General features: G+C 69.2%; 23 protein-coding genes and 1 pseudogene. 19 read left to right on the plus strand and 5 right to left on the minus strand.

What is annotated here, in order from left to right:
- The first annotated feature begins 25 nt into the window (after positions 1 to 25).
- From ASG71_RS02690 to ASG71_RS02740, 11 genes and pseudogenes are all read left to right on the plus strand, one after another.
- Positions 26 to 2,002 (plus strand): penicillin-binding transpeptidase domain-containing protein, encoded by a 1,977-nt coding sequence (locus ASG71_RS02690; protein WP_056736801.1) that lies wholly within the window; start codon positions 26 to 28, stop codon positions 2,000 to 2,002.
- Between the two features lie 39 nt (positions 2,003 to 2,041).
- Positions 2,042 to 3,724, plus strand: a complete 1,683-nt coding sequence (locus tag ASG71_RS02695) for an ABC-F family ATP-binding cassette domain-containing protein (RefSeq protein WP_056736803.1) — start codon at positions 2,042 to 2,044, stop codon at positions 3,722 to 3,724.
- Between the two features lie 56 nt (positions 3,725 to 3,780).
- Positions 3,781 to 4,473 (plus strand): annotated as a pseudogene (locus ASG71_RS02700) (DeoR/GlpR family DNA-binding transcription regulator); the annotation flags it as partial.
- On the plus strand, positions 4,419 to 5,729 hold the full coding sequence (locus ASG71_RS02705; protein WP_414826641.1) for an MFS transporter: 1,311 nt from the start codon (positions 4,419 to 4,421) through the stop codon (positions 5,727 to 5,729). The pseudogene ASG71_RS02700 and the gene ASG71_RS02705, both read left to right, overlap by 55 nt.
- Before the next feature lie 35 nt (positions 5,730 to 5,764).
- Positions 5,765 to 7,267 carry a bifunctional phosphatase PAP2/diacylglycerol kinase family protein gene (locus ASG71_RS02710; protein WP_056736811.1) on the plus strand — a complete coding sequence of 501 codons (1,503 nt, stop codon included), beginning with the start codon at positions 5,765 to 5,767 and terminating at the stop codon, positions 7,265 to 7,267.
- 122 nt (positions 7,268 to 7,389) lie between these two features.
- On the plus strand, positions 7,390 to 8,334 hold the full coding sequence (locus ASG71_RS02715; RefSeq protein WP_056736813.1) for an ABC transporter ATP-binding protein: 945 nt from the start codon (positions 7,390 to 7,392) through the stop codon (positions 8,332 to 8,334).
- 3 nt (positions 8,335 to 8,337) lie between these two features.
- The gene (locus ASG71_RS02720) at positions 8,338 to 9,228 is read left to right on the plus strand and encodes an ABC transporter permease (protein ID WP_056736815.1); all 891 of its coding nucleotides are present in this window, start codon (positions 8,338 to 8,340) and stop codon (positions 9,226 to 9,228) included.
- 9 nt (positions 9,229 to 9,237) lie between these two features.
- The gene (locus ASG71_RS02725) at positions 9,238 to 10,560 is read left to right on the plus strand and encodes a sensor histidine kinase (protein WP_056736817.1); all 1,323 of its coding nucleotides are present in this window, start codon (positions 9,238 to 9,240) and stop codon (positions 10,558 to 10,560) included.
- Between the two features lie 53 nt (positions 10,561 to 10,613).
- The gene (locus ASG71_RS02730) at positions 10,614 to 11,303 is read left to right on the plus strand and encodes a response regulator (RefSeq protein ID WP_056737236.1); all 690 of its coding nucleotides are present in this window, start codon (positions 10,614 to 10,616) and stop codon (positions 11,301 to 11,303) included.
- 277 nt (positions 11,304 to 11,580) lie between these two features.
- Positions 11,581 to 13,059 (plus strand): amino acid permease, encoded by a 1,479-nt coding sequence (locus tag ASG71_RS02735; protein ID WP_056736820.1) that lies wholly within the window; start codon positions 11,581 to 11,583, stop codon positions 13,057 to 13,059.
- 187 nt (positions 13,060 to 13,246) lie between these two features.
- On the plus strand, positions 13,247 to 14,551 hold the full coding sequence (locus ASG71_RS02740; protein WP_056736822.1) for a M18 family aminopeptidase: 1,305 nt from the start codon (positions 13,247 to 13,249) through the stop codon (positions 14,549 to 14,551).
- A 22-nt stretch (positions 14,552 to 14,573) separates the two neighbouring features.
- Here the strand turns inward: ASG71_RS02740 and ASG71_RS02745 are convergent, their stop codons facing one another.
- Complete coding sequence (locus tag ASG71_RS02745; RefSeq protein WP_056736823.1) at positions 14,574 to 15,260, minus strand: DUF1345 domain-containing protein; 687 nt, start codon at positions 15,258 to 15,260, stop codon at positions 14,574 to 14,576.
- 292 nt (positions 15,261 to 15,552) lie between these two features.
- Between ASG71_RS02745 and rpsF the strand changes: the two genes are divergently transcribed.
- The 4 genes from rpsF to rplI all read left to right on the plus strand — a co-directional run bounded on the left by rpsF (position 15,553) and on the right by rplI (position 17,318).
- A complete protein-coding gene (gene rpsF, locus ASG71_RS02750) occupies positions 15,553 to 15,858 on the plus strand; it encodes a 30S ribosomal protein S6 (RefSeq protein WP_056736825.1) in 306 nt (101 codons plus the stop codon).
- 55 nt (positions 15,859 to 15,913) lie between these two features.
- The gene (locus tag ASG71_RS02755) at positions 15,914 to 16,483 is read left to right on the plus strand and encodes a single-stranded DNA-binding protein (protein ID WP_056736827.1); all 570 of its coding nucleotides are present in this window, start codon (positions 15,914 to 15,916) and stop codon (positions 16,481 to 16,483) included.
- 125 nt (positions 16,484 to 16,608) lie between these two features.
- On the plus strand, positions 16,609 to 16,848 hold the full coding sequence (gene rpsR / locus ASG71_RS02760; protein ID WP_003800144.1) for a 30S ribosomal protein S18: 240 nt from the start codon (positions 16,609 to 16,611) through the stop codon (positions 16,846 to 16,848).
- A 17-nt stretch (positions 16,849 to 16,865) separates the two neighbouring features.
- The gene (gene rplI / locus ASG71_RS02765; RefSeq protein WP_056736830.1) at positions 16,866 to 17,318 is read left to right on the plus strand and encodes a 50S ribosomal protein L9; all 453 of its coding nucleotides are present in this window, start codon (positions 16,866 to 16,868) and stop codon (positions 17,316 to 17,318) included.
- 114 nt (positions 17,319 to 17,432) lie between these two features.
- Here the strand turns inward: rplI and ASG71_RS02770 are convergent, their stop codons facing one another.
- A complete protein-coding gene (locus ASG71_RS02770) occupies positions 17,433 to 17,855 on the minus strand; it encodes a DUF1801 domain-containing protein (RefSeq protein ID WP_056736832.1) in 423 nt (140 codons plus the stop codon).
- Positions 17,856 to 17,958: 103 nt separating this feature from the next.
- Between ASG71_RS02770 and ASG71_RS02775 the strand changes: the two genes are divergently transcribed.
- From ASG71_RS02775 to ASG71_RS02785, 3 genes are all read left to right on the plus strand, one after another.
- Entirely contained in the window at positions 17,959 to 18,813 is an 855-nt protein-coding gene (locus tag ASG71_RS02775; RefSeq protein WP_056736833.1) for a PhzF family phenazine biosynthesis protein, read from the plus strand.
- A gap of 148 nt (positions 18,814 to 18,961) precedes the next feature.
- Entirely contained in the window at positions 18,962 to 19,591 is a 630-nt protein-coding gene (locus tag ASG71_RS02780; protein ID WP_056736835.1) for an FMN reductase, read from the plus strand.
- A gap of 32 nt (positions 19,592 to 19,623) precedes the next feature.
- The gene (locus tag ASG71_RS02785) at positions 19,624 to 19,992 is read left to right on the plus strand and encodes a zf-TFIIB domain-containing protein (protein ID WP_056736837.1); all 369 of its coding nucleotides are present in this window, start codon (positions 19,624 to 19,626) and stop codon (positions 19,990 to 19,992) included.
- A 24-nt stretch (positions 19,993 to 20,016) separates the two neighbouring features.
- On the opposite strand, the gene ASG71_RS02790 is transcribed toward ASG71_RS02785, so the two are convergent.
- Positions 20,017 to 20,586, minus strand: coding sequence for a hypothetical protein (locus tag ASG71_RS02790; protein WP_056736839.1), 570 nt, complete (start codon positions 20,584 to 20,586; stop codon positions 20,017 to 20,019).
- A gap of 712 nt (positions 20,587 to 21,298) precedes the next feature.
- Here ASG71_RS02790 and dnaB point away from each other — a divergent pair.
- The gene (gene dnaB, locus ASG71_RS02795) at positions 21,299 to 22,684 is read left to right on the plus strand and encodes a replicative DNA helicase (protein ID WP_056736841.1); all 1,386 of its coding nucleotides are present in this window, start codon (positions 21,299 to 21,301) and stop codon (positions 22,682 to 22,684) included.
- 9 nt (positions 22,685 to 22,693) lie between these two features.
- Here the strand turns inward: dnaB and ASG71_RS02800 are convergent, their stop codons facing one another.
- On the minus strand, positions 22,694 to 23,656 hold the full coding sequence (locus tag ASG71_RS02800; protein ID WP_056736843.1) for an acyl-CoA thioesterase: 963 nt from the start codon (positions 23,654 to 23,656) through the stop codon (positions 22,694 to 22,696).
- A 72-nt stretch (positions 23,657 to 23,728) separates the two neighbouring features.
- Positions 23,729 to 24,163 (minus strand): DoxX family protein, encoded by a 435-nt coding sequence (locus tag ASG71_RS02805; protein ID WP_056736845.1) that lies wholly within the window; start codon positions 24,161 to 24,163, stop codon positions 23,729 to 23,731.
- Between the last annotated feature and the right edge of the window lie 54 nt (positions 24,164 to 24,217).

Genomic DNA, 24,217 nt, shown 5'->3' on the forward strand with positions numbered 1-24,217 from the left:
CCGCGGCCCGGGGCATAATGGCGCGATGGGGAAAATTCAAAAACTGTCTCTCGCCGTGGCCGCCCTGGTTCTCGGCGGTTCGCTGGTCTCGTGCGACGACGGCCGGTCCGGCGCGGAGGACGCCGCCCGGCAGCTGGCCTCCTCGGTCGCCGCCCTGGATGTGGGCGCGGTGGCCTTTGACGGCAAGGACTCCGGGGAGGCGAACGACCGGCTCAAGGCCGTCTTCAAGGCCCTCGAACCGGCCAAGCCGGCCGTGGCCGCCGGCGAACTGAAGCTGGAGAAAGACAGCGCCTCCGTTCCGCTGGACTACAGCTGGAAGATCGGTGCCGGGGAATGGAAATACACCGTGACCGCCCAGCTGAAAAAGGCGGACGGGAAATGGCGGACCGCCTGGTCCCCGGACCTGCTCGTGCCCGGCCTCGCCGAGACAGAAGTTCTCGGCACCGCTGCCGAATCCCCGCAGCGGGCGGACATCCTGGGCGCCGGCGGGGCCAAACTGGTCACCTATAGGCCCGTGGTGCACGTCGGCATCGACAAGCCGCGGCTGGGCGCAGCTGACCCCGCCGACGCCGCCGACAAGCTCGCCCGGCTGGTGGGGGTGGACCCCGGCGAATACGCCAAGCAAGTGGCCGCCTCCGGACCCGAAGCATTCGTCGCGGCCATCACCCTGCGCCAGGCCGGCCGGACCGTCACGGACCAAGAGATCGCTGCGATCCCGGGCGCCCGGGCCGTCGCCGACACGATGCCGCTTGCCCCCACCCGCAACTTCGCCCGCGCCTTGCTCGGCACCGTGGGTGAGGCCAGCGCCGAGCAGATCGAAAAGTCCGGCGGCGCCCTGACCGCAGGAGACACCACCGGCACCGGCGGCCTGCAGCAGCAGTACGACGCCCAGCTGCGCGGCACCAGCGGCATCCAGGTGTTCGCCCAGACCGAGGGCCTGACCGCGGAGCAACGGAAGGAACTGCCCGACAAAGGCCGCCGCGTGCTCTTCCAGGAGCCGATGAAGCCCGGAACCGCCCTGAAGACCACACTGGACCCGCGGTTGCAGCAACTGGCCGAGGACGTCCTGGACAAGGTGGACCCGGCGTCCGCCATCGTCGCGCTCCGGCCATCCAGCGGAGCCGTGCTGGCCGCCGCCTCCGGCCCCGGCAGCAACGGCTACGACACGGCCATGCTCGGCCAGTACGCCCCCGGGTCCATCTTCAAGATCGTCGACTCGCTCGCCATGTTCCGCAACGGCATGACCCCCGACTCCAAGGTCGACTGCCCGCCCACCCTCACCGTGGACGGCCGGACCTTCAAGAACGCCGAAGGCTATCCCGCCACGTCCCTGGGGTCCGTGACCCTGCGCGACGCCTTCGCCCACTCCTGCAACACCGCTTTCATCAACGCCCGGGGCATGGTCAGCCAGGCCCAGCTGGAGTCCGCTGCGACATCCCTCGGCGTCGCCGTCGAGGCGCCGTCCTTGGGGGCTGCCGCATTCCTGGGCTCCGTCCCCGGCGAGGCGGAAGGCACCGAGCATGCCGCGTCCATGATCGGCCAGGGCAAGGTCCTGCTGTCCCCGCTGTCGGCCGCCGTCATGGCCGGCTCGGTAGCCAAGGGCGCCCCGGTCTCGCCGCAGCTGGTGCTCAACCCGAACGCCGCCGCCGAAGGTGCCGCGACGCCGTCGGCCGGTCCGACGGCCTCGCCGACGTCGTCCGCGCCGGCGCCCGCGGCGGCACCGGGCAAACCGGTGACGGCCGCCGAAGCGGCTTCCCTCGCGGACATGATGCGCGCGGTGGTCACCTCCGGCCACGCGGGCTTCCTCGCCTCGGTTCCGGGCGCTCCGGTAGGCGCCAAGACCGGCACCGCCGAGTTCGGCAAGGACAACCCGCCCAAGACCCACGCCTGGATCGTTGCGGTGCACGGCGACCTCGCCGTGGCCGTGTTCGTGGAGGACGGCGGCCTCGGCGCCACCACCTCCGGTCCGCTGCTCAAAGAGTTCCTGACCGGCGCCGGCTGACGCCCGGCCCGGGCAGGCCCGGCGTGGGAAGATTGCTGCGTGGCTCATATTGACGTTTCCGGCATCGACTACTTCCTCTCCGACGGCACCCAGCTGCTCAACCAGGTGACCTTCAAGGTTCCGGACGGCACCAAGACGGCGCTGATCGGACCGAACGGAACGGGCAAGACGACGCTCTTCCGGATCATCGCCGGGGATCTCGTTCCGGACGAGGGCGTGGTCGGCCGGTCCGGGAACATGGGCATCATGCGGCAGTTCGTCGGGCAGGTACGGGACGGCTCAACAGTCCGCGACCTGCTGGTCTCCGCCGCACCGCCGGCCTTGGCCGCCGCGGCCCGCGCGGTCGACGCCGCGGAGCTGGCCATGGTCGAGCACGACGATGAACCCACCCAGATGGCGTACGCCCAGGCGATCGTGGACTGGGGCGACGCCGGCGGCTACGACGTCGAAACCGTCTGGGATGAGGTCTGCATGGCGGCCCTGGGCCTGCCCTTCGACCGCGCCCAGCACCGCCCGGCCTCCAGCCTCTCCGGTGGCGAGCAGAAGCGTCTGGTCCTGGAGGCGCTGTTCGCCGGACCTGATGAACTGCTGCTCCTCGACGAACCGGACAACTACCTGGACGTGCCCGGCAAACGCTGGTTGGAAGCCAAACTCAACGAGTCAAAGAAGACCGTGCTGTTCATCAGCCACGACCGCGAGCTGCTGAACAACGCCGCCGGACGGATCGTGACCCTGGAGCCGGGGATCAACGGTGCCGGCGCCTGGATCCACGGCGGCGGTTTCGGCACCTACGTGGACGCCCGCGCGGACCGCAACGCCCGTTTCGAGGAACTCCGCAAGCGCTGGGACGAGGAGCACGTCAAGCTCAAGGAACTCGTCAACATGTACAAGAACAAGGCCGCGTTCCGCTCCGACATGGCCAACCGCTACCACGCCGCGCAGACCCGGCTGGCAAAGTTCCTCGAGGCCGGTCCGCCCGAGGCGCTGCCGATCGAGCAGAACGTGCAGATGCGGCTGAAGGGCGGACGCACCGCCAAGCGCGCCATCGTGGCCGAAAAGCTGGAGCTCACCGGGCTGATGAAGCCGTTCTCCACCGAGGTCTGGTTCGGCGACCGCGTCGGCGTGCTTGGCTCCAACGGGTCCGGCAAGAGCCACTTCCTGCGCCTGCTCGCCACCGGCGGCACCGACCCTGAGCGCGAGCACCTGCCGGTCTCCGACGTCGAGATCGCGGAGGTTCCGCACGAGGGAACGGTGAAGCTCGGCGCCCGGATCCGGCCCGGGTTCTTCGCCCAGACCCACGTCCGTCCCGACCTGCTCGGCAAGACCCTGCTGGAAATCCTGCACCGCGGCGACGAGCACCGTTCCGGCCTGGGCCGCGAGGCGGCAGCCGGGGCGCTGGACGGCTACGGCCTCGCCGGGCAGTCCGAGCAGAAGTACGAATCCCTCTCCGGCGGCCAGCAGGCCCGGTTCCAGATCCTGCTGCTGCAGCTCTCCGGTGCCACCCTGCTGCTCCTCGACGAGCCCACGGACAACCTTGACCTGCACTCCGCCGAGGCGCTGGAACGGGCCATCGACCACTTCGAGGGCACGGTCCTGGCCGTCACCCACGACCGCTGGTTCGCCCGGACCTTCGACCGGTTCCTGGTCTTCGGCTCCGACGGCAAGGTCTACGAATCGGCCGAGCCGGTGTGGGACGAGCATCGGGTCGCCCGCGCCCGCTGACCCACCAGATGATGATCATTTGTGATTAATTGATCATTTTCCAATATCATTTACTCATGACCACCGAGGAGCGACACCGCCGGATCGGCGAACTCCTGCGCCAGCGGGAGCACATGAGCGTCGACGAGCTGATGGCGGAGTGCGGTGCCTCGGGCGCCACGATTCGCCGCGACCTCGATGCGCTGGCGCTGCGCGGCGTCCTCCGCCGGGTCCACGGCGGCGCCCGCAGCCTCGTTTCCCGCGGCGAGAACCCCGAGTACGGGCAGCGTGCGCTCGAGGATCACGACGCCAAGGTGCGCATCGCGGCCGGCGTGGCCGCCCTGCTGCAGGACCGTGGGCACGTCTGGCTGGACAGCGGCACCACCGCCACCGAGGTGGCACGCCAGCTGCGGGACCGGGACCTGACGGTCATGCCGATGTCGCTGCAGGCGGTCAACGCCATGACCAGCGCCTCCCCGCGCCTGCGTCCCGAGCTGCTGCTCCCCGGCGGAAGCCTCACCCCCGGTGAACTCTCCTTCCGCGGACCCCTGACCGAATCCAACATCCGCGCGCTGCGGTTCGACGCCGCCGTCCTCACCCCGTGCGCTGTGAACCTCCGCGACGGCCTCCTGGCCCACGACCTGGCCGATGCTGCAGTCAAACGCGCCGGCCTGGAGTCGGCCGCCCGCGTGATCGCCGCCTGCTCGGAAGCCAAGTGGGATGCCACCGCCGTCGCGTTGGTCGCCGGGCTCGACGCCGTCGACATCCTCGTGACAGACAAAGACCTTGGTCCGGCGGAACGCGCCGAACTCGCCCGACATTCGGTGGAAGCAGTGATCGTATGACAAGCACGACAACCGGCCGGCAGCTGAACACCGCGGCCGCCGCCACCTTCCTGGTCTTCGGGATCAACGGCCTGGTCTTCGCCAGCTGGGCGGCCAGGATTCCGGCCGTGACGGAGGCCCTGCAGATCTCCTCGGGCCAGATGGGCACGCTGCTGCTGTGCGTCGCCGCCGGGTCGCTGATTGCCCTGCCCACCGCCGGCTGGGTGGTCGGCCGGCTCGGGACCGCCAACACGGTCCGCGCGGCCGGAGTCGTCGCAGCAGCCGCCGGCGTCGGGATCGCGCTGTCCCTCAGCGCCGCGTCCACCGTTGGGACGGCCGTCGCTCTGTTCTTCTTCGGCATCGGCATCGGCCTGTGGGATGTCTCGCAGAACATCGAGGGCGCCGATGTGGAACACCGGCTGGGCCGGACCATCATGCCGCAGTTCCACGCGGCCTTCAGCGGCGGCGCCTTTGTCGGCGCGCTGGTCGGCGCCGGCCTGTCCCGGATCGGCGTCGGCCTGCCGGCGCACCTGCTGGTGATCGCCGGCGTGGTGCTCGTCGCCGCCCTGGTGGCACCCCGCTATTTCCTGCCGCATGTGCCGGCGCCGGCCGCCGCAGACCGGGACGGTGCGCCCCGCGCCGCCTCGGCGTGGCGCGACGGCCGCACGCTGCTGATCGGCGTCGTGGTCCTGGGCGCCACCCTGACCGAGGGCGCGGGCAACGACTGGATCGCGAAGGCCGCCGTCGACGGCCTCGGCGCCGAGCAGTCCACCGGTGCCCTGCTCTTCGCGGTGTTCGTGCTGGCCATGACCGCCATGCGGTTCTTCGGCGGCCGCGCGATCGACCTGTACGGACGCGTCGCGGTGCTGCGGGCCAGCATGGCCGCAGCCGCCGCCGGGCTGGGGCTCTTCGTCCTGGCCGGCAACATCTGGCTGGCCACCGCCGGTGCCGCGCTGTGGGGCGTGGGCGCCGCGCTGGCCTTCCCGATGGGCATGTCCGCTGCGGCGGACGACCCCCGGCACGCGGCGGCCCGGGTCTCGGTCGTGTCCACCATCGGCTACATCGCCTTCCTGGCCGGCCCGCCGCTGCTGGGCTACCTGGGCGACCTGACCGGCATCCGGCTGGCACTGCTGGCCATCGGCGTCCCGATTCTCGGCGCACTGCTGCTCGCCGGCGCCGCGAAGCCGCTGCGCGCCGGTTAGGCACCCGGTCCCGGGCCCGGCAGTAGGGTGGGGAAATGCGAAGCATACTGGGGAGGACGCCGCACCGACTGGAGAGGCTGGACCGCAGGCTGGTGCAGTCGGTCTCCAGCCTTCCCGGCGGGAGCCACGATGATTTCTTCCGCCGGCTGTCGGCGGCTGCGAACAACGGCAAACTCTGGCTGGGGGTCGCCGCGGTGATGGCGCTGCTGCCGGGCAGGACCCGGCGCGCGGCCCTGCACGGGGTGCTCGCCCAGGGCGTCGCGTCCGCCGTGACCAACCTGGTCTTCAAGACCCTGCTCCCGCGGGCGCGCCCGCTGCCGGAGCACCTGCCGGTGTTCCGTTTCGTTCATCCGCAGCCGACCAGCTCCTCGATGCCTTCGGGGCACTCGGCCTCCGCCGCCGCGTTCGCGCTCGGTGTGGGGCTGGTTCAGCCGGCCCTGGGCGCGGCGCTGGCGCCCGTGGCCGCCGGGGTGGCCTATTCGCGGGTCCACACCGGTGCGCACTGGCCCTCCGACGTCTTCTTCGGCTCAGCGATCGGCGCCGGCGCGGCACTTGTGACCCGCCGGTGGTGGCCGGTGCGGCCACCGTTCCCCGCGCTCCGGCGCACTCCGGTGGAGGCGGCGGCGCTGCCCGGCGGCGAGGGCCTGGGGATTGCGGTCAACACCCTCGGCGGCTCCTATGCCGATGAGACCGCGGCCGCCCTCCAGGAAGTATTCCCGAAAGCGTATATACATGAGATCTCGCCTGACGGTGAGGTGGAGGCCGAGATCGAGGCGGTGGCGGCGCGGCCCGGCCTCAAGGCGCTCGGCGTCTGGGGCGGCGACGGCACCGTAGGAACCGCGGCCGCGGCCGCGGCCGCGCACGCCCTGCCCCTGCTGGTGCTGCCCGGCGGGACGCTGAACCATTTCGCCCGCGACGCCGGCACCGGCACGCTGCGCGCCGCCGTCGACGCGGCCGCCGCCGGGGACGCCGCCCGGGCGGACCTGGGCCGGGTCACGGTGGAGCGGGGGCTGCCGGAGCACCCCGAGCGGTTGGAGCTGCCGATGCTGAACACGGCGAGCATCGGCCTCTACCCCAATCTGGTGCGCCGGCGCGAACAGCTCCAGCCTGCCCTCGGCAAGCCGCTGGCCGGGGTCGTCGCCATGTTCCGCACCTTCGCCGCGGGCACGCCCAGCACGTTGGTGGTGGACGGCGTGCGGCACAAACTGTGGATCCTCTACGTGGGGCGGGGACGCTACTACCCCCGTGACCACGCCCCGCTGGTGCGCCCCGTGCTCGACGACGGCGTGCTGGACCTCCGCATGATCACCGCGGACGAGTCCTTCGCCCGGGTGCGCCTGCTCTGGGCGGTGCTGACCGGAACCGTGGCCAGCTCCCGGATCACCCACCTGAGCGAGGCGCGCCGGGTGCGGGTCGAGCCCGCCGCCGGCACCATGGTGCTGGCCGTGGACGGTGAGGTCATGCCGGGCGTGCGGGCCGTGGAATTCTCCGTGGAACCCCGCGGGCTGGTGTACTACTGCCCGCCGCCGGAGTCCTGAGCGGTCATCCCCGCGGACTACCCTGATTGGCCCCTGAATCATCCCTGAGAGCGGCGAAATGCGGCGGCGGCGTCGGTAGCGTGGTGGATACACAACCACACGCGACGCAAAGGAACGCTTCCATGATCGAAGCACGCGGCCTGACCAAGGTCTACGGCGGGAAAACCGCCGTCGACGGGGTCAGCTTCACCGTCGAGGCAGGCCGGGTCACCGGCTTCCTTGGCCCCAACGGCGCCGGCAAGTCCACCACCATGCGCATGATCATGGGCCTGGACCGGCCGACGTCGGGCACCGTCACCGTCAACGGCGTACCCTTCGACCGCCACCAGGCCCCGCTGCGCGACGTCGGCGTCCTGCTGGACGCAAAGGCCGTCCACACGAGCCGGTCGGCCTACAACCATCTGCTCGCCATGGCCGCGACGCACGGCATCCCGAAGAAGCGCGTGCGCGAAGTCATTGAGATGACCGGCCTGGCCGACGTCGCCCGGAAGAAGGTCGGCGGCTTCTCGCTCGGCATGGGTCAGCGCCTGGGCATCGCCGCGGCGCTGCTCGGCGACCCGCAGACGGTCATCCTGGACGAGCCGGTCAACGGCCTCGACCCTGAAGGGGTCGTCTGGGTCCGGAACCTGGTCAAGTACCTCGCCGCCGAGGGCCGAACCGTGTTCCTCTCCAGCCACCTCATGAGCGAGATGGCCCTCACCGCGGACCACCTGATCGTGATCGGCCGCGGCCGGATCATCGCCGACGCCCCGATCCAGGAGATCATCACCGGACGCGGCCGGATCCGGACCCGAGTCCGCACAGACCAGCCGGACCAGCTGCTGCGGCTGCTCGCAGGCGACGGCGTCTCCGTGGAAATGCAGGAAAACGAACTGCTGGAGGTCACCGGCCTGGACCCGCGGCACATCGCGCGCACCGCGCTGGACCACCGGGTCATGATCTACGAACTCACCCCGCTGCAGGCCAGCCTCGAGGAGGCCTACATGGAACTGACCAAGGATGAGGTCGAATACCACTCATTGATCACCGCCGGGGCCACCGCCCCCGCCCAGTCCGGAGGCAACTAAGCCATGAGCCCCACCACCTTTGAATCCGGCCCGGCGGCCGCCGGCGCGCCTGCCGGCACCGCCCGCAGCGGCGACAGCCTCAGCACCGGACCCGGACCGTCCTTTTTGCGGGTCCTGAACTCCGAAGCCATCAAGTTCAGCACCCTGCTGTCCACCCTGATCCTGCTGGCCTCCACCGCCGTTGTGCTGGTGGGCTTCGGCGCGCTGTCCGCCTGGGGAACCGGCCAGTTTGCCCGCGCCGCCGAGACCGACCAGGGCGCCGCGGCCGCCTTTGCCGCGCAGGGCAGCGAACTTGCCCTCGGTGCCCCGACCTCCGGGATCCCCTTCGCCCAGCTGATCCTCGGCTCCCTCGGCGTCCTGCTGATGAGCTCGGAATTCACCACCGGGATGGCCCGGTCCACCTTCGCCGCGGTCCCCAAACGGACCCCGGCGTTCCTGGCCAAACTGCTGGTGGTCGTGGTGACCGCCTTCGCCCTCACTGCAGTGTCCGCCTACCTGGCCGGCCTGGTATCCCTGCCGATCCTGGACCACTACGGCCTGCCGCTGGACCTGGGCAGCGCCCAGTCGGTCAAACTTCTGCTGGTCAACAGCGCTTACGTCGCCGCCGTTGCGGCGATCGGCCTGGCCCTCGGTGCCCTGCTGCGCAACTCCGCGGGCGGCATCATGAGCCTGGTCGGGCTGTTCTTCGTGCTGCCGATCGTCTTCCAGCTGATCCCCGGCGACTTCTTCGAAGAGGCCAGGAAGTACCTTCCCGGTAACACCGTGCAGGCAATGACGGCCACCGAACACTTCCCGGACACGCTGGAAGCCTGGCAGGCCGCGCTGGTTCTAGGCGCGTGGGTGGTGGTCCCGGTGGTGCTCGCCGGCATCCTGCTCAAGAAGCGGGACGTTTAGGCTCGGTCCATGATCGACGTGCTGCCCGCCGAGGACGCGCCCGCCACCCAGGCCGGCGCGTCCTTCGCCGAAATCACGGCCCGCCGCCGGGGCCGGCTCCGGCGCTACCTGTACCGCCGTCCGCGGATGATGGACGCCGTCGTCGTGGCCGCCTACCTGCTCCTGGTGGCCCCGACGGCGGTGGACGCCGGGCTGGACGGGCAGTGGGCGGTGCCGCTGCTGCTCGGCGGTGTTGCGGGCGCGCTGCTGTTCCGGCGCAGGCATCCGGCAGCCGTGCTGGCTTCCGTCGCTGTCCTGGAATTTGCTGTCTCCGCCCTGCACCCGTGGGGTTCCAACGTCTCCGCGGGGCTGTGGTTCGCGCTGTACTCGGTGGCGCTGACCCGGCCGCGGCGATGGACCCTGATGGCGATGGCGACCGCCACCGCGCCGCTGCTGGCGCTGTACGCCGTGCTGGCCCTGGGGCCGCTCGACGGCCGCCTGCCGTCCATCTCGGACCACACCCCGGAAGACTTCCAGCTGATCAGCAGCATCGCGGCCGCGCTGGGCATCGTCCTGTCCAATGTGATCGCCGCCGGGATCGGCATCTCGGTCCGGCAGCGCCGTGACCACGAGCAGGAAATCGCAGCGTGGGCCAGGGCCACGGCCCAGCTCGGGTCGGCCACCGAACGCAACCGGATCGCCCGTGAAATGCACGACGTCGTGGCCCATTCGCTCACCGTCATGGTGACCCTCTCCGACGGGGCCGCCGTCGTTATGGGCAAGGACCCGGCGCGGGCCGCGGCGGTGCTGGGCGAACTGTCGCACACCGGCAGGACCGCGCTGGCGGACATGCGCCGCGTCCTCGGAGTCCTGCGCGAGGACACCCCGCCCGGCGCCGGTCCGTGGGAGCCGCTGGCGGCCGGCGGGAACCTCGCCAAGCTGCTGGCGGGCTTCCGCGCGGCCGGGCTGCCCCTCCACTACACCCAGTCCGGCCCGGCGCTGCCGGAGGACACCGCCTTCCAGTTGACCGTCTACCGCATCGTGCAGGAGTCACTGACGAATGTGCTGCGCTACGGCCGTGCGCTGGGCCGGGTGGATCTGAGGATCGAGCGGGACGGCGCCGCCGTGACCATTGAGGTGGTGGACGACGGGAAGGGCAGCGTCGAGCCCGCGGGACCGGCGCTCGGCTCCGGGCAGGGTCTGGCCGGCATGCGTGAACGCGCCCGGATTTACGCCGGCGACGTCGAAGCGGGCCCCGCTGGCGGCGGCGGCTGGCGGGTGCGCGTAGTTTTGAACCTCACCGATGACCTCCGCGGCGGCCAGAACGGCACCGACGACAAGGGAGAACCGTGACCGACACCGGACAGATCCGGATCCTGCTGGTCGATGACCAGCCGCTGCTGCGGATGGGGTTCCGCCTGATCCTCGAGGGCGAGGACGACCTGTGCATCGTTGGGGAGGCCTCCGACGGCGCCGACGCCGTGCGCCGCGTCGCCGAGCTGCAGCCCGACGTCGTCCTGATGGACGTGCGGATGCCGGTCCTGGACGGCATCGAGGCCACCCGCGCCATCACCGGCGCCGGTTCGGCGGCACGGATCATCATCCTGACCACGTTCGACGTCGACGAATACGCCTTTGCCGGTTTGCAGGCGGGGGCCTCCGCCTTCCTGCTCAAGGATGTGGACCCCGCCGAACTGGTCAACGCGGTCCGCGTCGTGGCCAGCGGTGACGCGGTGGTGGCCCCGCGTATCACCCGGCGGCTGCTGGAAATCTTCGTGCGGAGCCCGGAGCCGGCCCGCGAGCCTGGCGCGGGCCCGGGAACGGGACCAGCCGCGCCGGACGCTTCCGGCTCCGCCGCCCGCGCGGCGCGGAATCCGCTGCTGGAGGACCTCACCCCGCGGGAAACCGAGGTGCTGGGCGCCATCTCGGAAGGACTTTCAAACGCCGAAATCGCACACCGCTACTTCCTCTCGGAGGCGACCGTGAAGACGCATGTGCGGCGCATCCTCAGCAAACTGCAGCTCCGCGACCGGGTCCAGGCTGTGGTGTACGCCTACGAGACCGGGCTGGTGGTGCCGAGCAACCCCGATTACTGATCAGGGGAAGCCCGGCGGAGCGGGCACGGCCCCGAATCTCCTGAAAGAGTGGTTTCACGCACTTCTAAGAATTGACCGTCAGGCAACTTTATTTGCCTATGCGGCCTTTGGCTTGGCGATCGGCCCCAATCCCGGCGGCGTAATCTGTATGAGTGCACAGGACGGCGGTTCCACCCCGCGGTCTAGTGTGAAACGACACTGTGGCCCGCCGCACACCCCGCCTTGTACTGCCGGGCGCGGAGGCAGGGCCATCACCACCCAGTAAGGACGGCGCTTCATGCAGGCTGACCAGCAACTCTCCAAATCCCTGAAACCGCGGCACCTGTCGATGATCGCCATCGCCGGCGTCATCGGCGCGGGGCTCTTCGTCGGTTCCGGCGCGGCGATCCAGCAGGCCGGCCCCGGCATCCTGGTGGCCTACCTCGCCGCGGGCCTCGTGGTCATCCTGGTGATGCGGATGCTCGGCGAAATGGCTGCGGCCAACCCCGAGACCGGGTCGTTCTCCACCTACGCCGACAAGGCGCTGGGACGCTGGGCGGGCTTCAGCATCGGCTGGCTCTACGCCTGGTTCTGGATCATCGTCCTGGGCATCGAGGCGACCGCCGGGGCGGCCATCATGCACCGTTGGGTTCCCGGCATTGACCAGTGGATCTGGGCGCTGGTGCTGATGGTGCTCCTGACGCTGACCAACCTGGGCTCCGTCAAGTCCTACGGCGAGTTCGAATTCTGGTTCGCGTCGATCAAGGTCGCCGCGATCGTGCTGTTCCTGCTCTTCGGCGCCGCCGCGATCCTCGGCCTCATTCCCGGCGTCCCCGCGCCCGGCCTGGACAACCTGGTCGGCAAGGGCGGCTTCATGCCCAACGGCCCCGGCGCGGTCCTGGCCGGCATCCTGGTGGTTGTCTTCTCCTTCTTCGGCGCCGAAATCGCCACCATCGCCGCCGGTGAATCCGAAAACCCCGTCGACGCCGTCAAGAAGGCCGTCAAGTCCACGGTCTGGCGCATCCTGGTGTTCTACATCGGCTCGATCGCCGTCGTCGTGACCCTGCTGCCCTGGAACTCCGCCTCGGTGGCCAAGAGCCCCTACGTCGCCGTCATTGAACTGTTCGGTATCCCCGGCGCGGGAACCATCATGGACGTCGTGGTGCTGACCTCGGTGCTTTCCTGCCTGAACTCCGGCCTCTACACCGCCAGCCGCATGCTCTTCTCGCTCTCCCGCCGCGGCGATGCCCCCAAGTCGTGGATGCGGATCTCCCGCCGGGGCGTCCCGTCCGCCGCCGTGCTGGCCTCGACCGTCGTCGGCTTCATCACCGTGGGCCTGAACTACATCGCGCCGGATACCGTCTTCCTGTTCCTGGTCAACACCTCCGGCGCCATCGCCCTGTTCGTCTGGCTGGTCATCTCCGTCTCGCAGCTGATCCTCCGCCGCCGGATGGGCACCGCGGCCCGGGACCTGCAGCTCAAGATGTGGCTCTTCCCTTACCTGACCTGGGTCGCGATCATCAGCATCGTTGCGCTGCTGGTGGGCATGGTGGTGCTCGACAGCACCCGGGAGTCGCTCCTGCTGTCGCTGGCCCTGGCCGCCGTCGTGGTGGGCGTCGGTCTCTGGCGGTACCGGAAGAACGGCCCGGCTGCCCTTGAGCCGGCCGCAGGATCCGCCGCCGCGGAAGCCGCTGCCGAGGACGGGACCGGCGCCGATGCCCCGGCCGGGGACTCGACTGTCGCGGACGCCCCGACCGGTGCGGGCCGGAGTCTCTAGCTTCCACCGCAACCGGACATGCCCACTCCTGGACACCAGGGGTGGGCATGCCGCGTTATGCCCGGGGACGGCCGCGAAGGATGGGCATGTCCCTCCGGGGGTGGCCCTGCGGGCTGCGTGGTCCGGGCAGCTAATCCCCCGTCCCGCCACGGAATCCCTCCGCCGGTCCGGCATTAGACTCGGAGCCATGCCTTCCACCGCCTCAGCTGCAGACCACATCCGTGACCTCGGCGCCTATGTCAGTGCGTCCCCGTCAAGCTTCCACGCCGCCCACGAGGGTGCGCGGCGGCTGGAAGAGGCGGGGTTCACCGGCCTCGACGAGCTGCAGCCGTGGGACGGCGGTGCCGGGAAGTTCTACGTCGTCCGCGACGGCGCCCTCATCGCCTGGGTGACCCCGCAGGGAGCCGGGCCCACAACGGGGTTCAATATCCTCGGCGCGCACACCGATTCACCCTCCTTCAAACTCAAGCCCAGGCCCACCACGGGAAAGTTCGGCTGGCTGCAGGCCGGGGTCGAGGTCTACGGCGGCCCGCTGCTGAACTCCTGGCTGGACCGCGAACTGCAGCTCGCCGGCCGGCTGGTGCTGCTCGACGGCACCGAGCACCTCACCGCCACCGGGCCGCTCCTGCGCTTCCCGCAACTGGCCATCCACCTGGACCGCGCCGTGAACGACGGTCTGGCCCTGGACAAGCAGCAGCACATGAATCCGGTCTTCGGCCTGGGCGATCCCGCCGACGCCGATCTGCTCGCCCTGCTCGCCGAGCGGACAGCCGGCGCACCGGTGGACCCCGCCCGGATCGGCGGGTACGACATCGTCGTCGCGGACACCCAGCCGCCGGCGGTGTTCGGCGCCCGGGACGAGTTCTTCGCCTCCGGGCGGCTGGACAACCTCTCCGCCACGCACGCCGGGCTCACCGCGCTGATCGCACACGCCGCCGGTGCTGCCCCGGACGGCGGCCCGATCGCCGTGCTGGCGGCATTCGACCACGAGGAAATCGGCTCCGGCTCCCGTTCCGGCGCCAGCGGCCCGGTCCTCGAAGACATCCTGGTCCGCATTTCCGACGGACTGGGCGCGACGGCGGGCCAGCGGCGGCAGGCCCTCGCGGCGTCGTTCTGCGTGTCCGCCGACGCCGGCCACGCCGTGCACCCCAACTACGCCGAACGCCACGACCCCGCCAACCGCCCGGTCCTCAACGGCGGACCGCTGCTGAAGATCAACGCCAACCAGCGGTACGCCACGGACGCGCCGGGCGCAGCCCTCTGGGCCAGGCTCTGCACCGAGGCAGGGATTCCCTACCAGGAATTCGTTTCGAACAACGTGATGCCGTGCGGCTCCACGATCGGTCCCCTGACCGCCACCCGGCTCGGGATCAGGACGGTCGACGTCGGCGTACCGCTGCTCTCGATGCACTCCGCCCGCGAGCTGTGCGGCGTCGAAGATCCGCACCGGCTCGCGAAAGTCACCGAGGCCTTCTTCCGCACCGCGTCCTGAGCGCGGCCGGGCCCGCCGCCGGCTACGACCCGGCCAGGCCGATCACGAGGTTGATCGTGGCGGCCAGGATGACCGTGCCGAACAGGTAGGACAAGAGGCTGTGCTTGAGCGCTTCGGCGCGGATGGCATGGTTCTTCAGGGCCGTGTCCGACACCTGGTAGGTCATGCCCAGGCTGGTGGCGAGGTAGGCGAAATCGGTGTACTGCGGCGGGTCGGCCTGGTTGAAGTCGATCCCGCCCACCGCCGAACCGGCCCGCGGCGCGGTGCTGTAGTACAGGCCGGCGTAGCGCACCGTGAAGAGCGTCTGCACCAGCATCCACGCCAGGGCGACGGACGTCAGAGCAAGCAGGCCGCTGCCGAGCCGGGACGCCCCGTCGTTGCTGTGCGAGTCAAGGACGACGGCGGCCACGGCCGCGAGGCTGGCGACGTTGGCGGCGAGGATCATCAGGTCCGTGACGCGGCGCGACGGGTCCTCGACCGTGGCGTGGGCGCGGGTGCCCTCGGCATCCAACGGACCGATCACTACCCACACCCAGACCACGTAGGTCAGGGCGGCGGTGCTCCAGCCCACCGCCGGGGCCTCCACCCAGTGGCCGGCCAGGCCCGAGCCGCCGGCCCCCAGCAGGCCCGCCAGCACCATCACCGCAAACCGCAGCCGGCTGCGGTGCACGCGGGGAACCCCGGAGCGGGACGGGAAAGCGTCGGTCATTCCCCGATCATGGCACACGGCCCCGGGAGGCCACCCGCCCCACGGTCCCGGCCTGCGCAACCCCACCCCGGATATCCACAGAGCGCCCGGCCTCCCTTCCCGCCGGGCGATGCGGCGCCTAGGGTGGCGGGAGGGGAAATCGCTGAAACCGGCCCGGATGCACTAAGCTATTGAAGTCTGTGCTGTGCCCGGCCTCCGATCCGGCGGCTTGCGGTACCGCACACGCACCGCAAATGAACCTCCTGTTACGGAAATGCCGTAACCGCTTAGCCCAAAGGAGGTGGGTTCACATATGCGTCCTTACGAATTGATGGTAATCATCGACCCCGAGGTCGAAGAGCGTACCGTTGAGCCGTCGCTTCAGAAGTTCCTGAACGTCATCACCAACGATGGTGGAACCATCGAAAAGGTTGACATCTGGGGCCGCCGTCGCCTGGCTTACGAAATCCAGAAGAAGTCCGAAGGTATCTACGCCGTGGTGAACTTCACCGCTGAGCCGGCTACCGCCAAGGAACTTGACCGCCAGCTGAGTCTCAATGAGACCATCATGCGCACCAAGATCACCCGCCCCGAAGAGCAGAAGGTCGTTGCTGAGTAATTCAGCTCCACCCTTTCAATCTTTAACCCCGTAGGAACGAACCAGGAGGCAGTAGATGGCAGGCGAAACCACTATTACGGTCATCGGTAATCTCACCAATGATCCCGAGCTGAGGTTCACCCCGTCAGGCTCGGCAGTAGCGAACTTCACCATCGCTTCTACGCCCCGCACTTTTGACCGCCAGTCAAACGAGTGGAAGGACGGGGAAACCCTGTTCCTCCGCGCGTCGGTATGGCGCGAGGCAGCCGAGAACGTCGCCGAATCCCTCACCAAGGGCATGCGCGTGATCGTTTCCGGCCGCCTGAAGAGCCGTTCCTACGAAACGAAGGAAGGCGAGAAGCGCACCGTTATCGAGCTTGAGGTCGACGAGATCGGCCCGAGCCTGCGCTACGCCAACGCTAAAGTCAACCGCACCCAGCGCTCCGGCGGACAGGGTGGCCAGGGCGGCTTCGGCGGCGGCAACAGCGGCGGTTTCGGCGGCAACTCCGGCGGAAACCAGGGCGGCAACTCCGGCGGAAGCTGGGGTGGCAACCAGCCCGCACAGCAGGACGATCCCTGGGCCACGCCCGGGGTGAGCAATGCCGGCGGCTGGGGCAACGGTCCGGATTCCGAACCTCCCTTCTAAACAACATCTAAAGGCCCGACGCCGGGCGCCGTCGGCCGCCGCAAGGCTGCCGTGCGCGGACCGGCGTGGACCACCACCATCCCGTGGATCAATATCCACGGGCTCCATAGAAAAGGAGCTCCACGATGGCTAAGGCTGAACTCCGTAAGCCCAAACCAAAGTCCAACCCCTTGAAGGCCGCTGACATCACTGTCATCGACTACAAGGACGTAGCATTGCTGCGCAAGTTCATCTCCGACCGCGGAAAGATCCGCGCCCGTCGCGTCACCGGCGTTACGGTCCAGGAACAGCGCAAGATCGCACAGGCAATCAAGAACGCCCGCGAAGTTGCTCTGCTGCCTTACTCCGGCGCTGGCCGCGGCTAAGGAAGGGATTAACTAACATGGCAAAGCTCATTCTGACCCACGAAGTAACCGGTCTCGGTGCTGCTGGCGACGTTGTCGAGGTCAAGGACGGTTACGCCCGTAACTACCTGCTCCCCCGCAACTTCGCCCTGACCTGGTCCAAGGGTGGCGAGAAGCAGGTTGAGTCCATCAAGGCTGCCCGTGCCGCCCGCGAGCACGCTTCCCTGGAAGACGCTCAGAAGCAGGCCGCTGCCCTGCAGGCCAAGCCGGTGAAGCTCGTCGTCAAGGCTGGCGAGACCGGACGCCTGTTCGGCACCGTCAAGCAGGGCGACGTTGCCGACGCCGTTGAGGCCGCAGGCCTTGGCCGCATCGACAAGCGCAAGGTTGAACTGCCGGCTCACATCAAGTCGACCGGTTCCTACCAGGCCAACGTCCGTCTGCACGACGACGTTTCCGCCGTGATCGAGCTCGACGTCGTCGCAGGCAAGTAGTCATTCCGGCTACAGCCTGTACGGCTAGGCAGTTTTGAACTGCCGGAAGGCCCCCGCCTTCGGTTTCCTCAGGGAAGCCAACGGCGGGGGCCTTCCGCTTTAATTGCGGCGGCCTCAACCCTGGTGCAGGACCGTGGTGACGTGCCGGTAACCCAGCCGGACCAGCTCGTCCAGCACCGTCGCGTCGATGTCGTCCAGCTTGTTGATGTACAGGCACCCGGCTCCGGTCCTGTGCTTCCCGAGGCGGTCAAGCAGCGCAGCGGCGTCCGGACCGTACGTGAGGCCATAGAGCGACAGGCTGGACTTGCGGGGGGAGAAGCCCACCGCGGCGGCGTCTCCCTCCCTGCCGCTCGCGTACTTGTAGTGGTAGCTGCCGAACCCGACGATGGACGGCCCCCACATGGTGGCCGGCTGGACCGTGATCCGGGACATCAGCTCGAGCAGGCGGTACCCGTCCGCGCGCCGGACCGGATGCTCGATCGTGCCGAGGAAATCCGCGACGGACGCCCCGGTCGGCAGGGTCTTGTTTTCGGTCATGCCTGCAGTCTGGCAGAACGCGCCGGGCGGTGCAGTCAGCCGCCGCGGCCGCGGGCAGCCGCGGCCGCGGCGGACCGACCGGCGCCGGTGATAGCCTGCCGCAGTGACCTCGAATACCGCACGACGGCTCCGTCCCTTCTCCCAGGTGGACGTCTTTTCCGTCGAACCGTACCGCGGGAATCCGCTGGCCGTCGTTCTCGAGGCCGAGGGGCTCGACACGGAGGACATGCAGCGGTTTGCCAATTGGACCAATCTCTCGGAAACCACGTTCCTGCTGCCGCCCACGGATCCCCGGGCCGACTACCGGGTCAGGATATTCACCGGCAGCGAGGAGTTTCCCTTCGCCGGCCATCCGACCCTGGGCTCGGCCCATGCATGGCTTGAAGCGGGCGGCGTCCCGAGGCAGGACGGTGAATTAGTCCAGGAGTGCGGGGCCGGGCTGGTCCGGGTGAAGCGCGACGGCGACCGCCTGGCCTTCGCGGCCCCGCCCCTGACCCGCTCCGGAGAGGTGGCCGAGTCGGACCTCGCCCGCATAGCGTCAGGCTTGCGGATGCCGCGGGAGGAGCTCCGGGACTCCTCCTGGCTCGTCAACGGACCGGAATGGATCGGAGTGCTCCTGGATTCTGCAGAACGGGTGCTCGCCATCAAGCCGGACTATGCGGCAATGGCCGGACTCAATATCGGCGTCGTCGGCCCCCACCCCGCCGGATCCGAGTTCGGCTTCGAGGTCCGCACCTTCATCCCCGGCGACGCGGCCGCTGAAGATCCCGTCACCGGCAGCTTCAACGCCGGAGCGGCCCAATGGCTGATCGGGACCGGCCGGGCGCCGGAGTCCTACCGTGTGGCGCAAGGGACCGTGCTGGGCCGCGCGGGACGGGTGCACATCGACGCATTGGACGACGATATCTGGGTCGGCGGCCACTCGGTGAGCTGCATTGAAGGATTCGTCCTGCTCTGATCCCGGATGCCCTGTCACTTATGGTGGCCATTCCGGCGGCAGAAGGACCACAAATTATAGCGCAGCGGGGGAGGAATAAAGCCGCCCGGGGTTCGCTTCTAAAGGTAGATGCATTTGCATGTAACAGAGTGACCTACAGGAGCGCACCATGGAAAGCCGCCGCATAATCGTTCTCTCCGCCGGACTCGGCGTCCCGTCCTCCAGCCGCCTGCTGGCGGACCAGCTGGCTGCTTCGGCGGAGCGCCAGCTCGCGGAGGCGGGGTACGCGGTAACGCTGGACGTCGTGGAGCTGCGGGACCTCGCCGTGGACATCGCCAACAACTTCGTCACCGGGTACGCGGCCCCCCGCCTGGCCGAGGTGATCGCCAAAGTGACGGACGCCGACGGCATCGTCGCTGTCAGCCCGGTGTTCAGCGCCTCCTACAGCGGTCTGTTCAAGTCCTTCATCGATGTGCTGGATCCCGCGTCGCTGGACGGCAAGGCCGCCCTGCTGGGAGCTACGGGCGGCACGGACCGGCACCAGATGGTGCTGGACTACGCCATGCGGCCGCTCTTCAGCTACCTCCGCACCCGGATGGCGGCGACCGGCGTGTTCGCCGGGCCCCAGGACTGGGGAAGTGCCGGCGACGGCGTGTCCCCGCTGTCGGCGCGGATCGACCGGGCGGCGGGGGAGTTTGCCCGGCTGCTAGAGGGCGTGCAGCCCCGGCGCGCGCCCGCGCCGCTGGAATCGTTGCCCTTCGAGCAGCTGCTGGCCGGGATCGCCGGCCCCCAGGGCTGAACTTAAACGCTGCCCGGTTCGTTGTGCCGGACATGAAATGCCCTGTGGATTCCGTAGACCTGGTAATGAGCGAACGAAGCGGCGTGGAGATCGACTACTGCCCGCAGTGCCGGGGCGTCTGGCTGGACCGCGGCGAACTCGACAAGATCATCGACCGGGCGGCCGAGGGCTTCGGAGGCCCGGCCCCGTCCGGTGCAGCGCGGCCGGCCGTTCCCCCGACACCGCCCGGGCACATCCCGCCGCCGCTGTACAACGTCGACCCGCGACGGGACGACCGGCGGCCGGACGACCGGCGCTACGACGACCGGCGCGAGCGGCCGCGGTACGACCAGCCGCGCTATGACGACCGCCGCCGGCCGAAGAAGAAGGAAGGCTGGCTGGGCGAGCTGTTCGACTTTTAGCCGGAGCTCGGCGGCGGCCGCCGCTCAGTCCTCAAGCAGCGCGATGAATTCCTCTGCCTGCTGCAGCGAGACGTCCGAATGCCGGACCAGGGCCGCCGCGGCCGCCGCGGTGTCGCCGCTCCGGGCCAGGGTGCGGATCCTGCCGTAGATCTCGTCGTTGAGCATATTGCTGCTGACCTCCCGCGTCACCTCGCCTTTGCTGGCAATCGCCCGGTAGCGGTACGGGAAGCGCTGCGGTTCCCCCTCCTCGACCGGGGCCGGGCCGGCCTCCTGCCGGGGGCGGAACGGCTGCGGATGGGCCGCCAGCGCGCCGACGGCGTCCCGCGAGGCCCGGAGGCCCTCCCCGGTGGCTTCGAGGTAGAACTTGATGGCCGCCATGGCCTGTCCCTGCGCTATTAGCGCGTACAGGCGGCGGTGCTGGTCCTGGTCCAGCCGCGCGGCGGCCTCCTGTGCCAGCTCCGCCGAGCTGCGGCCGGGCTGGGCAGGACCCTCCTGGTGCGTGCGCGCGCGGCGCCGGCCCACCGCGCGGGCGGTCAGCACGACGCCGACGCCGACGAGCGCGAGGATCAGGAGGGGGACAAGCAGGGCTTCCATGGGACTACAGCCGATCTACGTGGTTCTTGGGCAGGGGCGCCGGCACGGGGAGGCGCAGCCCGCGGACGGGCCCGCCGGGTGCCGATGCCCATGGCCACAGCTTATGACAGCGGGCGCCCGACCACCTCATATTCCACGCGCTGCATACAGAGCCGCAGGCGGCGATCCGCGGGATGCCGGGAAATGGGCCGACGGCCATCGCATATTCCGCATGTTCGCTCCCGGTGCGCGCCGGAGGCGCCGGTGCTATCCCCAGCGACCGGCCGCAGGCTGTGGATGAACCACGGGAGAAATTCTTTTGAGTCCACAGCCTTAACACACTGTTTCCGCAGGTCAGGCCCGGTTTGAGTGGAAAAGAATTTCGTCGTCCACAGGGGTTCCCACAGGCTGTGCACAAGCACGGTGTATTAGTCCACAACTTATCCACAGCCTGCTGGTCGGGTCGGGTTGGTGCAGCCGACGGCGGGGGATAACGTTGCGGGAGACCAATCCCCGCAGTGCCGGTTCGCGGCGGCAGTCCGCTTCCGGCTGACCCCGACGGTGCGCATCGGACCGGGTGGCCAGGGGGCGGATCCGGAAAGTGTCGGAGCCCGCTGCTAGAAAGATCCCGGGACCCTGGAACCCGCAGCACCGGCCCGGTCCGGGAGGTTACCCACGGTTTAGGCGCTGGCGGAAACACCGCTTCGCCGGCACACAATGAAGGACGGCAGTTTTGTCAGTAACGCATCTGGACGCGATCGAGGGCACCCGGGGATCCGAAGGCAGCCGCAAGCCGCCGCAGGACATCCCTGCGGAGCAGTCGGTGCTGGGCGGCATGATGCTGTCCAAGGACGCGATCGCGGATGTCGTTGAGATCCTTCGCGGCCAGGACTTCTACCGCCCGGCGCACGAGACCATTTATGAAGCCGTCATCGACCTCTATGGCCGTGGCGAGCCCGCCGACGCCGTCACGGTGTCGGACGAACTGACCAAGCGCGGCGAGATCAACCGGATTGGCGGACCGGCGTACCTTCACGAACTCATCCAGACCGTTCCCACTGCGGCGAACGCCGGCTACTACGCCGAAATCGTGGCGGAGCGGGCCGTCCTGCGCCGGCTGGTCAATGCCGGCACGAAGATCGTTCAGCTCGGCTACGGGCAGGACGGCGAGGTCGAAGACCTGGTGAACCAGGCGCAGGCCGAGGTCTATGCCGTCGCCGAGCGCCGGACCGCGGAGGACTACGTTGTCCTCAAGGACGTCATGGAATCCACGGTGGACGAGATCGAGGCCTCCGGCCACCGCGGCGAAGGCATGGTGGGGGTCCCGACCGGCTTCTACGAACTCGATGAGCTGACCCACGGACTTCACCCCGGCCAGATGATTGTCATCGCCGCCCGGCCCGCCGTCGGTAAGTCGACCTTTGCGCTGGACTTTGCGCGCTCGGCGGCGATCAAGAACAACTTGGCCACCGTCATGTTCTCCCTGGAAATGGGCCGGAACGAGATTGCGATGCGCCTGCTGTCCGCGGAGGCCACGATCGGGCTGCAGGACCTCCGCAAGGGCACCATCAAGGATGAGCAGTGGTCCAAAATTGCCACCACGATGGGCCGGATGAACGACGCGCCGCTGTTCATCGATGACAGCCCCAATATGTCGCTGATGGAAATCCGGGCAAAGTGCCGCCGCCTCAAGCAGCAGCACGACCTCAAACTGGTGATCCTCGACTACCTGCAGCTCATGAGCTCGGGCAAGAAGGTTGAATCCCGCCAGCAGGAAGTCTCCGAGTTCTCGCGCGCGCTCAAGCTGCTGGCCAAGGAGCTCCAGGTCCCGGTGATCGCGCTCTCCCAGCTGAACCGTGGCTCCGAACAGCGCCAGGACAAGCGCCCCATGGTCTCCGACCTTCGTGAATCCGGCTCCATTGAGCAGGACGCGGACATGGTCATCCTGTTGCACCGTGAAGACGTCTACGACAAGGAATCCCCGCGTGCCGGCGAGGCCGACATCCTCGTCGCCAAGCACCGTAACGGCCCGACCAAGGACATCGTGGTTGCCTTCCAGGGCCACTACTCCCGCTTCGCCAATATGGCGGGGGACGCAGCCGGTGGAGGCGGCTTCTAAAAGAGCGGGCTACTGGAGCAGGTGGTTGGGCAGCCGGTTGCCCGGTGCCTTGCCCCGGATCTCCAGCAGCTCGCGCGCGTGGGCGTGCAACCTCTTGTCCTCCCCGGAGACCGGAACCCATTGCCGGATGGGGACCGAGGTGCCGCTCTCATCGCGGGCCACCATGACGGTCAGGCAGTAGGTGGTCAGGTTCAGCTCGTGGCCCTTGGGGTCCCCGGAGCGGACGTGCACCGCTATGTGCATGCCCTTAGTCCCGGTGTACACCAGCCGGGCCTCCACCTCCACGAGGTGGCCGATCAGCAGCGGGCGGTAGAACCGGACCCCGCCGGAGAAGACCGCCACGGTATCCATCCCGCAGTAGCGTGACGCGCAGACGTAGGCCGCCTCGTCGATCCACTTCATCACGATGCCGCCGTGGACCTTGCCGCCCCAGTTCACGTCCGTCGGCGCCGCCAGGAATCGCAGGGTGACCCGCTCGGCGGTCCCGGCGTCGGTGTATTCCTGGCTGTTCATGGCCTGGACGATGTCCTCGCGGACCTTGATGCGCGCCAGCGCCGCGTCGCGCTGCCCGATCTCCTCCGGTGAGGCGGGTTCGAACTGCGGTACCGGCACCGGCCTGCCGTCCGCGCCCACCGCCACGAAGATCACCAAGCACTGGCTGCGCATCGTCGCGGGGCCGCCCCGGGGGTCCCCGGAGGAAACCACGGTGCGGATATGCATCGAGGACCGTCCGGTGTAGACGATCGTGGCGGTGACCTCCACCATGTCGCCGCTGTTGACGGGGTCGGCGAAGTGGATGTTGCCCACGTAGGCCGTCACGCAGTAGGACTTCGACCAGCCGACGGCGGCCGCATAGGCGGCCTTGTCCACCCACTCAAGCACCGTGCCGGCGTCCACCGAACCGCTGTGGCCGACGTCGGTGGGGGCTGCGAGGAAGCGCAGGGTGACGGCATTGGCGGGAGTCTCGCTCATGGAAGAGAGTGTACGACGGCGGGCGGCCGCCCGGAGGTGGCCGCCCGCCGTCTTACGCTGTCGAAACCGCTCCTAGGCGAGGACGGCCAGCCTGGAGCCGGCGCGGCCGAACAGGGCGCCGTCCACGGAGGCCTTGCCCGCTCCGACGAGCGCCACGGCCGCCGCCGCGGCGGCGAGGATCAGGACCAGTTCGTAGCCCCCCGCGGCGACGAATATGCCTGCCGGGGCATGGACGAGGAACAGCGCGCCCAGCATGTCCACCGCGAGAAGCAGGGCGAAGACGCGGGTGAGCACGCCGAGGATCAGCGCGATGCCGCCGACCAGCTCCAGGCTGGCCACCACCGGGGCGACGACGTCGGCGGCCGGCACGCCCATCTGCGCAAACGCGGCCTGTGTGCCCGGGATGGTGAACTCGCTGAACTTCTGCCAGCCGTGGGCGGCGAAGAGGAAGCCGGTGACAAGGCGCAGGATGGTGCGCGCCGTGGTGGTGAGTGCGGGCTGGTTCATGGCAATACCGTTCTGGGGTGGGGAGGGGCGCCGCCGGCATTCGGCGGACGCTTA

The sequence above is a fragment of the Arthrobacter sp. Soil763 genome (assembly GCF_001428365.1).
GTDB lineage: Bacteria > Actinomycetota > Actinomycetes > Actinomycetales > Micrococcaceae > Arthrobacter.

Bases quoted from the DNA above. Each gene is read 5' to 3' on its own strand.
- ASG71_RS02690 (WP_056736801.1), top strand. From the start codon at position 26: ATGGGGAAAATTCAAAAACTGTCTCTCGCCGTGGCCGCCCTGGTTCTC.
- ASG71_RS02710 (WP_056736811.1), top strand. From the start codon at position 5,765: ATGCGAAGCATACTGGGGAGGACGCCGCACCGACTGGAGAGGCTGGAC.
- ASG71_RS02715 (WP_056736813.1), top strand. From the start codon at position 7,390: ATGATCGAAGCACGCGGCCTGACCAAGGTCTACGGCGGGAAAACCGCC.
- ASG71_RS02720 (WP_056736815.1), top strand. From the start codon at position 8,338: ATGAGCCCCACCACCTTTGAATCCGGCCCGGCGGCCGCCGGCGCGCCT.
- ASG71_RS02725 (WP_056736817.1), top strand. From the start codon at position 9,238: ATGATCGACGTGCTGCCCGCCGAGGACGCGCCCGCCACCCAGGCCGGC.
- ASG71_RS02730 (WP_056737236.1), top strand. From the start codon at position 10,614: ATGGGGTTCCGCCTGATCCTCGAGGGCGAGGACGACCTGTGCATCGTT.
- ASG71_RS02735 (WP_056736820.1), top strand. From the start codon at position 11,581: ATGCAGGCTGACCAGCAACTCTCCAAATCCCTGAAACCGCGGCACCTG.
- ASG71_RS02740 (WP_056736822.1), top strand. From the start codon at position 13,247: ATGCCTTCCACCGCCTCAGCTGCAGACCACATCCGTGACCTCGGCGCC.
- ASG71_RS02745 (WP_056736823.1), bottom strand. From the start codon at position 15,260: ATGACCGACGCTTTCCCGTCCCGCTCCGGGGTTCCCCGCGTGCACCGC.
- rpsF (WP_056736825.1), top strand. From the start codon at position 15,553: ATGCGTCCTTACGAATTGATGGTAATCATCGACCCCGAGGTCGAAGAG.
- ASG71_RS02755 (WP_056736827.1), top strand. From the start codon at position 15,914: ATGGCAGGCGAAACCACTATTACGGTCATCGGTAATCTCACCAATGAT.
- rpsR (WP_003800144.1), top strand. From the start codon at position 16,609: ATGGCTAAGGCTGAACTCCGTAAGCCCAAACCAAAGTCCAACCCCTTG.
- rplI (WP_056736830.1), top strand. From the start codon at position 16,866: ATGGCAAAGCTCATTCTGACCCACGAAGTAACCGGTCTCGGTGCTGCT.
- ASG71_RS02770 (WP_056736832.1), bottom strand. From the start codon at position 17,855: ATGACCGAAAACAAGACCCTGCCGACCGGGGCGTCCGTCGCGGATTTC.
- ASG71_RS02780 (WP_056736835.1), top strand. From the start codon at position 18,962: ATGGAAAGCCGCCGCATAATCGTTCTCTCCGCCGGACTCGGCGTCCCG.
- ASG71_RS02785 (WP_056736837.1), top strand. From the start codon at position 19,624: ATGAAATGCCCTGTGGATTCCGTAGACCTGGTAATGAGCGAACGAAGC.
- ASG71_RS02790 (WP_056736839.1), bottom strand. From the start codon at position 20,586: ATGGAAGCCCTGCTTGTCCCCCTCCTGATCCTCGCGCTCGTCGGCGTC.
- ASG71_RS02800 (WP_056736843.1), bottom strand. From the start codon at position 23,656: ATGAGCGAGACTCCCGCCAATGCCGTCACCCTGCGCTTCCTCGCAGCC.
- ASG71_RS02805 (WP_056736845.1), bottom strand. From the start codon at position 24,163: ATGAACCAGCCCGCACTCACCACCACGGCGCGCACCATCCTGCGCCTT.